This is a genomic window from Shouchella phoenicis (genome assembly GCF_047238345.1).
Lineage (GTDB): Bacteria > Bacillota > Bacilli > Bacillales > Bacillaceae_D > Shouchella.
In genome coordinates this window covers 3,795,130-3,810,331 of record NZ_JBDFMQ010000001.1, presented here as the reverse complement: position 1 = coordinate 3,810,331, position 15,202 = coordinate 3,795,130, and the positions used below count along the sequence as shown (strand labels likewise).

Sequence of the window (15,202 nt, the reverse complement as noted above, 5' to 3'; positions counted from 1 at the left end):
AGAATTGTGAAGAAATAATGGAGAAAGATAAAATTATCTACTATTTATATTTGGCTTCATAGCATCTACACATTTTTTTGATAACCTGACTACATTATGATTGAATGTTTTATGATGAAAAAAGGGAGGGCAACTAATGAGTGATAGAAAAAAGATATTAATAGTAGACGACGAGTGGACAATGCGTAATTTAATAAAAATATATCTTCAGAATAATAGCTATGATGTAATAGAAGCAAAAAATGGAAAAGAAGCTCTTGAAACAATAAACAGGGAGAAATGTGATCTCCTTTTATTGGATCTAATGATGCCGGAAATGGATGGGTATGATGTTTGTAAAATGGTAAGAGAGAATTATGATATTCCTATTTTAATATTGTCTGCTCGAAAAGATTGGCAGGATCGTGTAGAGGGCTTGAATTTAGGAGCGGATGATTATTTAGTTAAGCCTTTTGAACCGGAAGAGCTAACCGCTCGAATAAATGCGTTGATTAGAAGGTCAGAAAATGAGTTTAGAAAAGGGGATCTTGTTTTTGAAGAGCTAGCAATCCGTTTAAAATTGAGAACTGTTTCAGTTAAAGGTAACTCGGTTGAGTTCACTTTCAAAGAGTTTGATTTACTCTACAAATTAGCTTCAGCTCCTAATCGTGTCTTTACTCGAGACGATTTATTGCAACTTATCTGGGGAATAGAGTACGTAGGTGCCCTGCGTACGGTTGATAGCCATGTCAAAAACATACGCTCTAAATTAATTGACGCAGGATTAAAAAGTAACCGTATAGAGACCGTTTGGGGTGTGGGATATAAATTTGTATAAGGAGAATTTATGAACCGTATTGATTTTAAGTTAGGAGCATCAATGATTTTGTTAGTTGTCATTATATTGCTACCTTTAGGCTATGTATTTAATCAGATTTTTTCTAGTTTCCATGTACAACAATTGCAGAAGGAAGCAATTGATCTTTCAAATCAGTATGCCTCAATTATAAACGATGATAATGTAGAAAATAGCATGTCGATTGTAGAAGCTTCAGCAAGAATAGCCAATCAACAGATGCTTATTTTGGATGAGAATGTTAACTTGCTTTCTTATGTAAATATAGATTTGACACAAGATGATATTGATAATATCAGAACGCTACTAGATACTCAAACCGACCATCATTACTTAAGCAGTTCATTAGAGGTTTCCAATGGAAGTACATTACTTGCAAGTGCTGCAGCTATTGACACTAATAATGCAAGTGGACATATCATTATGTTTAGGTCTCTTGATGTACTTGTACAATCAAGAGAAACAGCTCAAATACTTATTCTTATTTCTATAGTAGGAGCAATGTTATTAGGAATTGGCTTGGCTTATTTCTTATCAAGAATGTTTACTATGCCATTAATCTCCATGGAGAAAGCCGCGAGGAGAATTGCTAAAGGCGAGGCGGGGGTAAAAATTCCAATAACCTCAAATGATCAACTTGGTTCTCTTGCTGCTGCTATAAATGATTTACAGACAGATTTAAACCGTGCTAATCAACAACGGAGAGAGTTTTTGGCAAGCGTCTCACATGAATTGCAAACACCTATTACCTATTTAAAAGGTTATGCGAAAGTAATACGAAATAAATTATGGAATGACGAGATAGAAAGAGATCGCTATTTATTAATCATAGAAGAAGAATCAGACCGTTTGTCGACACTCATAAATGATCTTTTTGATTTAGCAAAAATGGATGAGGGACAGTTTAGACTTCAAATTGGAAAAGTGAACATCGCACAACTTATAGAAAGACTGGTTGAAAAAGCAGGAATTCGTGCAAAGCAAAATGGAAATAATATTTCCTTCCACAATAAATTACCGAATCAAGTAACTCTTAATGGCGATGAGTTGCGAATTGAACAAATGCTGCTTAATGTAATAGAAAATGCTATAAGGTATACCAAGAATGGGACTATTGATGTATTCCTAAGTGGACAAGCTAATCTAATTAAAATTGAAGTTTCTGATACAGGGATAGGTATGGAGAAAGAGCATTTGGATCAAATTTATGAACGATTTTTTCGGGTAGAAAAATCGCGCTCAAGAGCTTATGGAGGGAGCGGTTTAGGTCTTGCTATTACTAAACAGCTTGTCCAGTTGCATAACGGTCAAATTAGTATTGAAAGCCAGCGTGATATAGGAACTTCTGTTAGTATTATGCTACCAAACGAAAAAAAAGGGTTGAGTCGATATGAAGATGAGGAAAATTGACTGGATTATAGTAACTTTATTTGTGGTAGCAGGGTTGCTTTGCTTAACCTTATCGGCACATTGGTTGACAACTAGTGAACACCCTCATGTAACAATTTTGTTTTTCCAGATATGTTTAATTACATTTATACCTATTCTACTAGCAGTTGTAACATACTTAGTTTTTGGTATAAAAAAAAGATTAAGCAAAAATGTGAAGTTAAATCAAATGCTTATTAAAGATAAAACAGACAGTTGAATGTCTGTTTTTTTTGTTCTTATTCATATTTAACACAAACTTTTTATATACAGTAAGGATTATATGGCATGGAAAGGAGATTAAGAATGAAAGCGAAACGACTTATTATGCGTAGTGCTATCTTGGTGGCAATTCTCGCAATGGTTAGTGCACTTCTAATATATAGCCTCACTAGTGAAGGGAATTCTGCTATTGGAGTGGGGGACACAGCACCTAACTTTATTGTAAATGACTTAGAAGGAAATCAAATTGAGTTAGCTGATTTAAAAGGTAAGGGTGTATTCCTTAATTTTTGGGGTACCTATTGCCCTCCATGTGAAAAAGAAATGCCTTACATGGAAAATCAATATAACATATTTAAAGATCAAGGAGTTGAGATCTTGGCGGTAAATGTAAGAGAAACAAATTTGCCGGTAAAAAGGTTTGTTGAACGGTATGATTTATCGTTTCCAATTCCTATGGATCCAGATGGAGAGCTTGTTCAACGCTACGGTGTCATACCACTACCAACAACATTCCTTATTAATTCAGAAGGGATTGTAACTCAGGTGATTACAGGAACAATGACAGAGGAAGATATAGAAAAATATATGGAGAGCATTAAGCCATAGAGGTGATTTAAATGAATGAAAATATTGTTTGTAGTTCCTGTGCAAACGAGAACCGTGAAGGAACGTTATTGTGTAGGAAATGCGGGAAACCGTTAGATGAGGATATGAAGCAGCAAAATATCTTAAACATGCGGTATGAAGGTGCTGCTCGTCGGTCTCAGAAATATAAGAAAACTATTGTCGATAAGATTTGGAACTTTTTCTCGTCCGTTAAAATTGGAGTTAGCATCATAATTATTCTAGTTATTGCTTCTGCAATTGGTACAATCTTTCCTCAAGAAATGTACATACCTAACAATGTTAATCCAGCACAGCACTATCAACAAGAATACGGGCAGTTAGGAAAAATCTATTACAACTTCGGTTTCCATAATCTGTATTCATCCTGGTGGTACTTACTGTTGTTAGCTGCTCTTACAATCTCATTGCTTATTGCAAGCATTGATCGTTTCTTCCCTTTATATCGATCTCTTAAAAATCAATCTGTTGTTAAGCATGATCACTTTATGAAAAGGCAACGTTTTGTAAGCGAGACCAATGTAGAATTGGAATTAGTTAGAGAAGATTTAATTGATTCATTAAAGAAAAAAAAGTACAAAATTCGTTCAGATGGGCAAGCCATTCTAGCTGAAAAAGGAAGATTTAGTCGGTGGGGTCCTTATATAAACCATATCGGTCTAATTCTGTTCCTTATTGGTGGAATGCTTCGTTTTGTCCCAGGCATGTTTGTCGATGAATCTTTATGGATTAGAGATGGCGATACGATGCCGGTACCGGGAACAAATGGTGAGTACTATTTGAAAAGTGACCAATTTTTAGTGGAACTATATGATGAGGAAGATGAGGAAGATGCCGTTTTTCAAGAGGCCATTGCCCGGTCAGGCGGAGAAGTAATTAAGACATTTGAAACTTCTGTAACTTTATTTAAGAAAGATGATTTAGTAATTACAAGTGCTTTAGAGCCTAATTTAGAGAAGGTCCAAGATTATAAAATCCAGGTTAATGATCCTTTAACTTTTTCAGGATTCTCGTTATATCAAGTAAGTTATCGCTTAAATGAATTGAGTAAAATGAGGTTTGAGTTAGTTGATAGTCAAACTGGTAATTCTCTAGAGTACGTTGATATAGATCTCTTCAACTTAGAAGCTTCTTACGAACTTGAAAATGGCTACATTCTTAACGTGACGGACTATTTCCCGAATTTTTATTTGAATGAGGGTATTCCAAGCACAAGGTCAACGATACCTGATAATCCAGCGTTTGTTTTTGAATTAGTTCGCCCTGGCGAATTGGAAAATGAAGTTAGTTTCTGGTCGGGAGTAGCAACTTCAAACAGTATTAATGACTCAAACCAATATGTGTATAACCTTATAGGTGTAGAAACTAGGCATGTATCTAATCTCACAGTCAGAAAAGATTACACCTTATCAATATTAATCGGTGGTGCAATCATTTTTATGGTTGGTTTGTTACAGGGGAGTTATTGGACTCATCGTAGGATTTGGATTAAATCAACATGCCAACAGTCTACTTTAATAGCTGCCCATACAAATAAGAATGGGTTTAGTTTTAAAAAAGAAGTGGATCAGTTGATTACTGAAATAAATTTAAATGATCTTAATGATAGGGCTGAATCGGAGAAAAGAAGGGATAATACGGATGGTACAATTGAGTAGTAATTTATTATTAGCAGCATTCTTTGTATATATTATTTCATTTGTTGCGTTATTTATTACGTTGTCTTATGAAAATAAAAAAAATATTAGAGCAACAAAAATTTGGGGGAAAATCGGGTTAACTTTACCGATTGTAGGTTTTCTTCTACAATTGGGTTTCTTTAGTATAAGGTGGTATGTCGCGGGACATCCACCAGTTAGCAACATGTTCGAATATTTGACGTTCTTAGGCATGACAATTGTTTTAGCGTTTCTAATCCTGTACTTAATTTATCGGAAATCGATATTAGGTATTTTTACTTTACCAATTGTCATTGTGTTAATTGCATATGCCTCCGTTTTCCCGACTGAGGTATCTCCTTTAATTCCTGCACTACAATCATACTGGCTTCATATACACGTAATTACAACTGCAATCGGCCAAGGTATATTAGGTATAGGATTTATAGCAGGGCTGATTTATTTAATTCGAGTAGTTGATCAATCAAAACGGTCTAAACAAACTTTTTGGCTAGAAACGATACTCTTCAGTCTTCTAGCTGCAATAGGAATAGCTATTGCAGTTGGCATCTTCTCGTCTCAAAATTATCAAGTAACGTATTCCTGGACGAATGAACAAAACGTAGATGCCGAATTAACGTATGAGCTTCCTGTATTAGTTGCACCCAATGAGGGCGAAGTGTTAAATGAGGATCAAGACAAATTTGGACCTTTAGTTAAAGCACCCTCATGGATGAATGGAGTAGAAGCTCCTCGTAAATTAAATACGTTTCTATGGTCTGTTTTATCGGGTGTTGTTCTTTATTCAGGGTTAAGGTTGATATTGCGTAAACGATTAGCAAGCCGTATTCAACCTCTTTTAAAAAATGTAAACCCTGCTTTATTTGATGAGATTAGCTATCGATCAATCTTGATTGGTTTTCCTATCTTTGCGCTAGGTGGTCTTGTCTTTGCCATGATTTGGGCGCAGATTGCATGGACAAGGTTTTGGGGGTGGGATCCAAAAGAAGTATGGGCACTCATCACGTTTTTATTTTATGCTGCATACTTGCACCTCCGTTTAGCTCGAGGTTGGCATGGCTCTAAATCCGCATGGCTCCTCGTAATTGGATTTGGCATTATCATGTTTAATCTGCTAGTTGTCAATTTAGTAATTGCTGGACTACACTCTTATGCATAAAGGGTCTTTAATATGGTAGATGTTAATTTAATTTTTGTTCTTGGTGCAGGAATACTGTCATTTCTATCTCCTTGTAATTTGCCTTTGTATCCGATGTTCATATCCTATATAACCGGAATTTCAATTTCAGATATTAAGAAAAAAAAGGGTCTAACCAGTGGTGCTTTGTTACACACATTTGTTTTTATTACTGGGTTTTCAACCATTTTCGTCGTTCTTGGGCTGTCGACCACTCTCTTTGCAGAGTGGTTTATTAATTATAATAATTTGATAAGAAAAATAGGAGCAGTAATAATTCTTGTCTTTGGATTAGTAACGATAGGGCTGGTTAAACCAACCTTCATGATGAAAACAAAACAATTATCCTTGAGTAGCCGCCCGAGTGGGTATGTAGGGACTTATTTAATTGGCCTGGCTTTTGCAGCAGGATGGACGCCATGTATCGGTCCTATATTAGCTTCAGTAATTGCCTTGAGTCTTAGCAGTCCCCAATCAGGCGTATTTTATATGTTTGTCTACTCTATAGGTTTCTCCGTTCCGTTTATCATCATGACTTTGTTTATTAACAGGGTATCTTGGCTATCAAAACACTCAGCTAGTATTATGCGTATTGGTGGATTCATGATGATTCTTTTTGGCGTGTTGTTGTATTTTGATGGCTTAACTCGATTAACATCCTTTCTTGTAAATAACGTTTTTAACGGTTTTATGGGTTTTTAAAGAGAATGCTAAGAAATAATCAATAGATATTCAAATGAACGTTTGAATGTCTATTGACATAATGTAGCAGTGACATTAATATAATAATCAAACGATCGTTTGAATATAATAATGTCTAATTGTATTTGTTTTGAATTCTTACAGGGAGAAGGGAAGTTCTTATGAGTACACCTAAGAATGACAATAAACAAGTATTTCGAGTTGAAGGTTTTTCTTGTGCAAGTTGTGCACAAACATTTGAAAGGAACGTAAAAGATCTATCCGGGGTTGAGTCAGCTGAAGTAAATTTTGGAGCTTCAAAAATAACTGTCTATGGTTCAACAAGTGTTAATGAGTTAGAAAAAGCTGGAGCGTTTGAAAAACTTAAAGTAAGACCTGATCATGAAAAAAAGAAAAAAATGATTGACTCTAGGCCAACAGAGTCGTTTTTTCGTAAGCATCAAAATGTTTTTGGAGCATTAATTTTCTTGTCTTTTGGGTTATTGTCTTTGTATATTAACGGTGAAGATAATGTAATAACTGGACTATCTTTTGCAACTTCTATGGTTATTGGCGGTCATGAACTGTTCAAAATTGGATTTATGAATTTACTAAAATTGCGATTTGATATGAAAACTTTGATGACAGTTGCTGTAATTGGAGCAGCTATTATTGGTGAATGGTTAGAAGGCTCAATTGTAGTCATTCTGTTTGCAATCAGTGAAGCTTTAGAACGATTCTCAATGGATAAAGCGAGAAATTCAATAAAATCTCTAATGGATATTGCCCCCGACGAGGCTTTAATTCGAAGAGATAATCGAGAGCAACTAATCGCAGTAGATGATATTCAAATAGGAGATATTATGATTGTAAAACCCGGCCAAAAGTTAGCAATGGACGGTGTTGTTATAAAAGGACATTCTTCTATCAATCAATCTGCTGTAACAGGAGAATCAATACCTGTTGAGAAGGTAATAGACGATTCTGTATATGCCGGAACGCTAAATGAAGAAGGTTATCTAGAAGTAAAAGTCACCAAATTAGTACATGATACAACGCTTGCAAAAGTAATACAACTTGTTGAAGACGCTCAAGCTGTAAAGGCGCCATCACAGGCATTCATTGATCGATTTGCAAAGTACTATACACCTGCAATAATGATTGTTGCTTTTTTTGTGGCAACACTACCGCCACTTTTTTTTGATGCCCCTTGGGAAGCTTCAATTTATCAAGGTCTCGCTGTATTAGTAGTTGGTTGCCCTTGCGCTCTTGTCATATCTACTCCTGTCTCTATTGTTACTGCAATTGGAAATGCTGCTAAAAACGGTGTGCTCATAAAAGGGGGAGTTTATTTAGAAGAAGCTGGGCGATTAAAAGCTGTAGCGTTTGATAAGACTGGAACTTTAACAAAAGGTATTCCTGAGATTACGGATGTAGTTTCCTATAACGATTTAAATGATGGCGAATTAATCTATATAGCCGCCACACTTGAATCTTACTCACAACATCCACTAGCATCAGCTGTTTTAAAAGAAGCGGAGAATAAACAGATTAATTATAAAAAATCTAACGTACAAGAATTCTCTTCAGTAACTGGCCAAGGTATTAAGGGAGTAATAGAAGATCAACTTTATCAAATTGGGAATCTTAGAATGTTTGAAAATCTTTATACTAAGCAGGTTGATGATACTGTTACACAGCAAATTAATACATTGCAGAATCAAGGTAAAACAGTTTTAATTATTGGAAATAGTAAAGAGATAATGGGGCTAATCGCGGTTGCGGACCAGATTAGAGAAAATAGCAATCAAGTCATTCAACAGCTTCACGATTTGGGAATTAAAGAAACCATCATGTTAACAGGTGATAATCAAAGTACAGCAATGGCGATAGGTAATCTGACAGGAGTAAAAGATGTTGCAGCTGAACTTATGCCAGAAGATAAAATGAATTTTGTTAAGAGTTATCAAGAAAAATACGGCCGTGTTGCAATGGTTGGAGATGGTGTTAATGATGCTCCGGCACTAGCAGCATCGACTGTTGGGATTGCAATGGGTGGTGCAGGAACAGATACGGCACTAGAAACGGCAGACATTGCGTTAATGGCAGACGATCTCAAAAAACTACCTTATACAATGAAACTTAGTCGAAAGGCTTTATGGATAATTAAGCAAAATATCACGTTTTCATTAGGAATCAAGTTGTTAGCGTTAGTTTTAGTTGTCCCAGGATGGTTAACATTGTGGATTGCTATTCTTGCTGATGTCGGAGCGACATTGCTGGTTACAGCGAACGGGTTAAGGTTGTTGCGCGTTAAGGATAAGAGTTAAAACGTTAAAAGGTGTTCAGGGGTCTGAATACCTTTTTTCCAATGAGAGTTTCGTTATTTTTATAATTTAAAGGAGATGAGGTTGAATGAAATATATTGATATTGTAATTGTTGGAGGTGGCCAAGCTGGTTTAGCTATGGCGTACGCTTTAAAACGAATAAACTTAGATTGTATTATTCTAGACGAAAACTCGGAGACGGGATACTCTTGGAGAAACAGATATGACTCTTTGGAACTGTTTACTCCTAAAGCGTATAGTCGATTATACGAACACAATTATGTAGGAGATGAAAGGGAATTTCCAACAAAGAATGATGTAGCACTTTATCTAAAAGAATTTAAAAAATCGAAGAATCTAAAAGTAATGTATGGGGAGAAAGTCATAAAAGTTTCACAAAAAGCAAATAGAAATTACACAATTGTAACGCATAATTCTACCATAGAAGCTCATCAGGTAATTGTTGCTACAGGAGCTTTTTATACACCATTTATACCCGACATACACGATGCATCAATACCCATTACGTTACACTCTGCTAATTACAGGAATGCAAACCAGATTCCCGAAGGAAAAATTCTAATAGTTGGGGGAGGGAATACAGGAGTACAAATTGCTGCTGAACTAAGTTCTACACATGAAGTTCATCTTTCAATCAGCAAGGAACCAAAAAGGATATCTACTACTCTGCTTGGTAAGAGCATATTTTGGTGGTTTGACAAGTTGCAGATTCTTAAACTAAAACCGAATACCATATTAGGAGAAAAACTTAGAAAAGCTGAACCATTGATAGGACATGATTTTGTTACGGTGCTAAACTCAGTTTCAATACATGGCAAGTTAGAAGAAATTAGCAATAAGGTTGCTTACTTTAAAGGTAAGAGTTCTCTAGAACCTGATGCGGTTATCTGGGCTACTGGTTATAAAAATGATTATTCTTGGATTAAAGTTGAGAACGCTTTAGATATAGATCAGAAACCAAATCACCATCAAGGTATATCTTCAATTTCTGGTTTGTACTACATAGGACTTAGTTGGCAGAGAAATCGAGCATCTGGTCTGATTCACGGGGTAACAGAAGATGCTGAATTTATTGCTAAACACATTGACAAAAACTTAAATACTAGGAGAAATAAATGAAGAGAATTTGGAAGGTGGCATTATTAATGTCTACAGGATTCCTACTTGCTTCTTGTTCTTGGATATACGAACTTGGTAAATCGGAGAATGATAACCTTGAATTTGATGCTAGCCAAGCAAACATGTACGTAAAGGAATTTGAATATGTAAATCAAAATAACGAAACTGTCCAATTAACCGATTTAAAAGGAAACTACTGGTTAGCGGACATGGTGTTCACAAGTTGTCCTACTGTTTGCCCTATAATGACACCAAATATGAAAGAACTGCATGACACAGCTATAAACGAAAAATTGAACATGAAGTTTGTATCTTTTACGGTTGATCCAGAAAATGATACTGTAGATCATTTGAAAAGATACACAGAGAATATAGGTGTAAATGATGATTACTGGTATTTTTTAACTGGCTATGATTTAGAAGAAATAACTCGATTCGCAGAAGAATCATTTCTTTCTCCTGTACAAAAAGTAGAGGATGATTTTATTCATAGCACAAGATTCTTTTTAATAAATGAAGATGGACAAATCGTTCGTATGTACAACGGCATGGAGAATGATTTAACCGAAGTGAAAGAAGACATGGTTGCGACAGTTAAAGAAGCTGAATAAAACAAAGAATGCACACTATGCACCACAGAATTGGAGGAAAATATGAAACGTATTTTATTATTAACACTTATCGTCATTTTAACAGTTACACTTAATGTCGAATTTGCAAAGGCGCATACCGCTATTGAATCCTCTACTCCATCTGATGGAGCTGTTCTAGAAGAATCACCAAATGAAATTGAAATTGCATTTAATACAGCAGTAGCGGAACAAAGTATAGCGGAGCTAATCTCCGAAGAGAATGGGAACGAAATTGAAATTAGAACAGAAGTAAATGATGATAAGATGTTAATTACGGTACCAGAAACACTACAAAACGGAGTTTATAGAGTATCATGGAAAATTATTGGTGCTGATGGGCACCCAATAGAAGACTCAATTGGCTTTACAATACAGAATCAAGAAACAAGTGATAACGAGAGTTCGGATGAGCAAATAAGTAATGAGACAATTGAAGATGTAATTGAAGAGGATAATCAAACAGAAGAATCTTCTGACACTAGTAATGCAACAATTATTCTAGCTTTTAGCATCGTCCTTTTTTTAGCTTTAATAGCTGGATTGATTTTATTTATTAAAAAGAAGCGAAATTCACCCTGACTAATAAGGAATCTGCTACGTTACGTGTAGCAGGTTTTTTTAATCTATTCTATTACGTTTGCATTACAAGGTTGTTTCTGATCTGTTAAACCTGTTTTTCTACATAATTTGCACACAACTGCACAATAAAATTACAAATAGTTGAGAAGTGGCGAAAGCAAATATAGTAGCCTTTTAAAATTTAGAAAGCAGGTTATTTATGAAAAAATATACGTTTAAATTAACAGTATCTACACTGTTAGTTTCCCTCCTTTTTGTAACAGGTACGCAATCAAGTTCAGCAAATAATGAACTGAAAAACCGGCTTGACCAAGTTCGTGAAAAACAAGAGGAAAATCAATTTCTAAACAGTGAAACAACTTCAGCAATTGAAGAATTGGAAGAACAACTTAGCATTCTTCAAAATGAGCTAGCTACTGTGTCGGACGAAAGAGATAAAAATAGCGAAGATATTGAGAAGAATAAAACAGAAATTTTAGAGCTTGAAGATGATATTTCTAGACTGCAAGACGAAATTAATTTACTGAGTGAAAGAATAAAAGAACGTACGGAAATTTTAAAAGATCGAGCTATAGCCTCATATGAGTCAGATGGTGGCATTAGTTATTTAGAGGTTTTATTAGGGTCAAAAAGTTTTGGAGACTTCATTGAAAGAGTCAGTGTCATTAACACCATTGCTCAAAGCGATCAAGAAATCATCGATGAGCAAATTGAAGATCAAGAGAAATTAATTAGTAATGAAAAAGAATTAGAACTAAATAAAAGCGAGTTGGAAACAAAAAAAGTGTCCCTAGAAGAAATTGAAAGAGAAATAGCGAATCAAATAAATCAAATTAACAATATAAATGAAAATTTAAGAGATAAAGAAAGTAAATTGATTGAAAAGCTAAATGAGATTGTTTCAGATGAAGAGCTATTAAGAAAACAGGAAGTTACTCTTAATGAGCAAATAATTGAATTTGAAGAACAAGAGAAGGAAAGAATAGCGAAAGAGGAACAAGAAAGGAAAGAAAAGGAGGAACGAGAAGAACGACTAGAAAGACAAGAACAAGAAAGAATTGCCGCTGAAAAGAAGGTTGATGAAGAAAATAAACAAAATTCAAATCAAAATAGTGAACCAGTGAAACAAAAAAGAACTGAAAATTCTCAGACTCAACCTCCTAAAGAGGATATAGTTAAGCCAGCTAAAGAAACCCCATCAGCAAAAAATGAAAGCGCACAAGCGCCTGCACAAGAAACTGTAAATTCAACTTCATTTGTTCGTCCAACTACAGGAAGAATGACATCTGAATATGGACAGAGATGGGGAAGAATGCATTGGGGGATGGATATAGGGAAGAATGGAAGAAGTGGAGATATCCCAATTGTTGCAGCATACGAAGGAACAGTCGTTTCGGCAGAGTATCATCCTAGTTTCGGAAATTGGATTTTAGTATCTCATCAAATTGACGGAAAACAAGTGACCACCGTGTATGCACATTTAGATCGATTAGATGTAAAAGCGGGTCAAAAGGTAGCTCGAGGAGAAAGCATGGGCATCATGGGTAATACAGGCGATTCTACTGGGCCGCATCTGCATTTCGAAGTTCATGAAGGTTCATTTAACTGGTCAAGGAGTAATGCAGTCAATCCTAACAAATATATATAAATGCCAATAATCCATATAAAAAATAGAGAAGCCATAAGGGCTTCTCTATTTTTTATATGGATTACGTTAATTAACTCAATTAGTTTATGAAATAGATAGGAATAAGCAGCGCAAATTAACGACTATTATGCAATAAAAATGAACTTCATATTTACTACAATCTTAATAACTATCCTTTTAATTATGATAGTTATTAAATAGAAACGAGGTAGTAGAATGAAAAAAAAATTAACTGCTTTTAATAATAAAAATCTTTCACCGATATCTTCTGGAGTTGAAAAAATTGAATCGGAATATGAGCTTTTTCCCTTACCCGCTAATAAAAAAAGTATGAACGACGATAAACTATTTTATTTGCTATCAAAAGACATCTTTGCTACTCAGTTAAACGATAAGGTTATTATCGGAATTACTGGAGCTGAAGGGAAAACGATTACAGCTTATATGATTAAGCATATTCTAGAGAGTTTTGGAAAAAGATGTTCGATAATAGGTGATGATTACAGCTTCATTAATGGGGATTATTCTTCTAATATCAAATCCCAAGTAAATGCTTCTTATCTGAAAAAACAATTATCCCTGAGTAAGGACTCGTATGTAATCATAGAGATAAAACCTGAGAGTATTGAAAAAGGTTATTATAAATTACTTGAGCTTGATTATTGTCTTTTTACGTCAATGAAACAGTCAGTTCGAAGTGATACAAGTTTGGTAACTGCGTACTACAGTTTATTTGACCAATTAAGACCTCGCGGAATAGCAATTGTAAACACTTATGATCAATGGGGAAGGGAATTATTGAAACAATTAAAAATTCAAGGGCGAAAATTAATTTACACCTTAGGTGAAATAGATTCAGCGGCTAAAATTACGGATGTTCACATAAAAAAGAATCTGTCTGTTTCTCTCTATGATGGGGCAATAAAGTATCATTTGAATTTTCGTTACCTTCGTGGGCAGCACAACGTCATAAATGCGGCATTGGCTTTTTTAATTGCTAGATCTCTTAATATAAAAGCGGAGCATATTGTACCAGTCTTAGAAAGATTTTAGTTACTGGGACAGTGAATAGAAAAGAGACGGTGGATGCCGTGTCTTTTTTTTATGAAACGTAAAGAAATCTTCTAATTTTTTTGTCGAAAAAGCGAACTCATATTTAATTCTTTCTTCCTCCTTATAATCTCCACATTACGTTGGTAGGATTAAGCAAGTTTTAAGAAAGAGAAAACCTTGACAGAAGAAAGGAATAGAAGGATGCGTATGTTTATAAAAGCGCTGAGTGTTATAGCGTTAGTTTTTATTCTAAGTGGATGTAACTTAGCTGTACTTGATCCGAAAGGACCCGTAGCAAGTCAGCAAACTGATCTTATTAACTTATCGATTGTGTTTATGCTTGCAATTGTCTTGGTTGTATTTGTTCTATTAACCATTATTTTAGTTAAGTATCGTGATCGTGAAAACAATGATAATTATGATCCTACCATTGAGGGGAGTCATAAATTAGAGTTAATTTGGACCATTATCCCCATTGTTATTGTAACCATTCTTTCGGTTCCGACGATCGTGACAATATACAATTTAGAAGAAATACCAGAAGTTACTGCAGAGGATGTCCAAGAAGAACCGCTTGTCATTCATGCAACTGCTGCTAATTGGAAATGGATCTTTAGCTATCCTGAAGAGGGGATTGAAACCGTCAACTACGTAAATATACCCGTTGGTCGGCCAATTGAATTTAAATTAACTTCGGCGGATTCAATGGCGTCATTTTGGGTTCCTCAATTAGGTGGACAAAAATATGCAATGTCAGGAATGGAAACACAGCTGTATCTTTTAGCTGACTATGAAGGGATTTACAAAGGAAGAAATGCTAATTTTACAGGCGAGGGATTCACAGATCAACGTTTCGATGTTAATGCGATTACAGTCAACCAGTATGATGATTGGGTTCAAGAAGTACAACAAAATGCACCTTCTTTATCAGAAGAAGAATACAAGCATTTAATGGTTCCGGGTCATGCCAGTGAAATGACCTTTTCAACTACGCATCTACGTTTTGTTAACCATGCACGGGACCCAGAATATGCTCTTGATGCAAGGGAGGAACTAGGTTATAAGGCTTTAAATCCGAATTCAAAAGAGGGGAAACTTCAGGAACTGCCCTATCTTGAACAACCAATTGATACTACAAGGACGTATGAAGTAAATAAATAAAAAAACAGAGGC

The 15,202-nt window shown here is 35.2% G+C and carries 13 protein-coding genes; all 13 read left to right on the top strand.

Translation table 11 applies throughout. From position 1 onward, the window contains the following. Positions 1-136: 136 nt before the first annotated feature. The 13 genes from ABC361_RS20210 (at position 137) to qoxA (ending at position 15,190) form a co-directional block, all read left to right on the top strand. Complete coding sequence (locus ABC361_RS20210) at positions 137-817, top strand: response regulator transcription factor (protein ID WP_413075622.1); 681 nt, start codon at positions 137-139, stop codon at positions 815-817. A 9-nt stretch (positions 818-826) separates the two neighbouring features. Next, positions 827-2,245, top strand: a complete 1,419-nt coding sequence (locus ABC361_RS20205) for a sensor histidine kinase (RefSeq protein WP_413075621.1) — start codon at positions 827-829, stop codon at positions 2,243-2,245. Positions 2,246-2,569: 324 nt separating this feature from the next. Beyond that, positions 2,570-3,094, top strand: coding sequence for a thiol-disulfide oxidoreductase ResA (resA, locus tag ABC361_RS20200; RefSeq protein ID WP_413075620.1), 525 nt, complete (start codon positions 2,570-2,572; stop codon positions 3,092-3,094). Between the two features lie 11 nt (positions 3,095-3,105). After that, positions 3,106-4,770 carry a cytochrome c biogenesis protein ResB gene (gene resB, locus ABC361_RS20195; RefSeq protein ID WP_413075619.1) on the top strand — a complete coding sequence of 555 codons (1,665 nt, stop codon included), beginning with the start codon at positions 3,106-3,108 and terminating at the stop codon, positions 4,768-4,770. Further along, positions 4,754-5,950, top strand: a complete 1,197-nt coding sequence (ccsB, locus tag ABC361_RS20190) for a c-type cytochrome biogenesis protein CcsB (RefSeq protein WP_413075618.1) — start codon at positions 4,754-4,756, stop codon at positions 5,948-5,950. Before resB ends, ccsB begins: the two co-directional genes overlap by 17 nt. Positions 5,951-5,962: 12 nt before the next feature. After that, a complete protein-coding gene (locus ABC361_RS20185) occupies positions 5,963-6,670 on the top strand; it encodes a cytochrome c biogenesis CcdA family protein (protein ID WP_413075617.1) in 708 nt (235 codons plus the stop codon). Between the two features lie 161 nt (positions 6,671-6,831). Next, positions 6,832-8,979, top strand: a complete 2,148-nt coding sequence (locus ABC361_RS20180) for a heavy metal translocating P-type ATPase (RefSeq protein ID WP_413075616.1) — start codon at positions 6,832-6,834, stop codon at positions 8,977-8,979. Positions 8,980-9,064: 85 nt separating this feature from the next. Further along, positions 9,065-10,117 (top strand): flavin-containing monooxygenase, encoded by a 1,053-nt coding sequence (locus ABC361_RS20175; protein ID WP_413075615.1) that lies wholly within the window; start codon positions 9,065-9,067, stop codon positions 10,115-10,117. After that, positions 10,114-10,728 carry an SCO family protein gene (locus tag ABC361_RS20170; protein ID WP_413075614.1) on the top strand — a complete coding sequence of 205 codons (615 nt, stop codon included), beginning with the start codon at positions 10,114-10,116 and terminating at the stop codon, positions 10,726-10,728. The genes ABC361_RS20175 and ABC361_RS20170 overlap by 4 nt, the downstream gene beginning before the upstream one ends. A 42-nt stretch (positions 10,729-10,770) precedes the next feature. Further along, complete coding sequence (locus tag ABC361_RS20165; protein WP_413075613.1) at positions 10,771-11,328, top strand: copper resistance CopC family protein; 558 nt, start codon at positions 10,771-10,773, stop codon at positions 11,326-11,328. Positions 11,329-11,527: 199 nt separating this feature from the next. After that, complete coding sequence (locus tag ABC361_RS20160; protein WP_413075612.1) at positions 11,528-12,976, top strand: murein hydrolase activator EnvC family protein; 1,449 nt, start codon at positions 11,528-11,530, stop codon at positions 12,974-12,976. A gap of 216 nt (positions 12,977-13,192) precedes the next feature. Next, on the top strand, positions 13,193-14,029 hold the full coding sequence (locus tag ABC361_RS20155) for a Mur ligase family protein (protein WP_413075611.1): 837 nt from the start codon (positions 13,193-13,195) through the stop codon (positions 14,027-14,029). Between the two features lie 207 nt (positions 14,030-14,236). Beyond that, a complete protein-coding gene (gene qoxA, locus ABC361_RS20150) occupies positions 14,237-15,190 on the top strand; it encodes a cytochrome aa3 quinol oxidase subunit II (protein WP_413075610.1) in 954 nt (317 codons plus the stop codon). Positions 15,191-15,202: the final 12 nt, after the last annotated feature.

Bases quoted from the DNA above. Each gene is read 5' to 3' on its own strand.
- qoxA (WP_413075610.1), top strand. From the start codon at position 14,237: ATGTTTATAAAAGCGCTGAGTGTTATAGCGTTAGTTTTTATTCTAAGT.
- ABC361_RS20210 (WP_413075622.1), top strand. From the start codon at position 137: ATGAGTGATAGAAAAAAGATATTAATAGTAGACGACGAGTGGACAATG.
- ccsB (WP_413075618.1), top strand. From the start codon at position 4,754: ATGGTACAATTGAGTAGTAATTTATTATTAGCAGCATTCTTTGTATAT.
- resA (WP_413075620.1), top strand. From the start codon at position 2,570: ATGAAAGCGAAACGACTTATTATGCGTAGTGCTATCTTGGTGGCAATT.
- ABC361_RS20205 (WP_413075621.1), top strand. From the start codon at position 827: ATGAACCGTATTGATTTTAAGTTAGGAGCATCAATGATTTTGTTAGTT.
- ABC361_RS20155 (WP_413075611.1), top strand. From the start codon at position 13,193: ATGAAAAAAAAATTAACTGCTTTTAATAATAAAAATCTTTCACCGATA.
- ABC361_RS20180 (WP_413075616.1), top strand. From the start codon at position 6,832: ATGAGTACACCTAAGAATGACAATAAACAAGTATTTCGAGTTGAAGGT.
- ABC361_RS20170 (WP_413075614.1), top strand. From the start codon at position 10,114: ATGAAGAGAATTTGGAAGGTGGCATTATTAATGTCTACAGGATTCCTA.
- ABC361_RS20175 (WP_413075615.1), top strand. From the start codon at position 9,065: ATGAAATATATTGATATTGTAATTGTTGGAGGTGGCCAAGCTGGTTTA.
- ABC361_RS20165 (WP_413075613.1), top strand. From the start codon at position 10,771: ATGAAACGTATTTTATTATTAACACTTATCGTCATTTTAACAGTTACA.
- ABC361_RS20160 (WP_413075612.1), top strand. From the start codon at position 11,528: ATGAAAAAATATACGTTTAAATTAACAGTATCTACACTGTTAGTTTCC.
- ABC361_RS20185 (WP_413075617.1), top strand. From the start codon at position 5,963: ATGGTAGATGTTAATTTAATTTTTGTTCTTGGTGCAGGAATACTGTCA.
- resB (WP_413075619.1), top strand. From the start codon at position 3,106: ATGAATGAAAATATTGTTTGTAGTTCCTGTGCAAACGAGAACCGTGAA.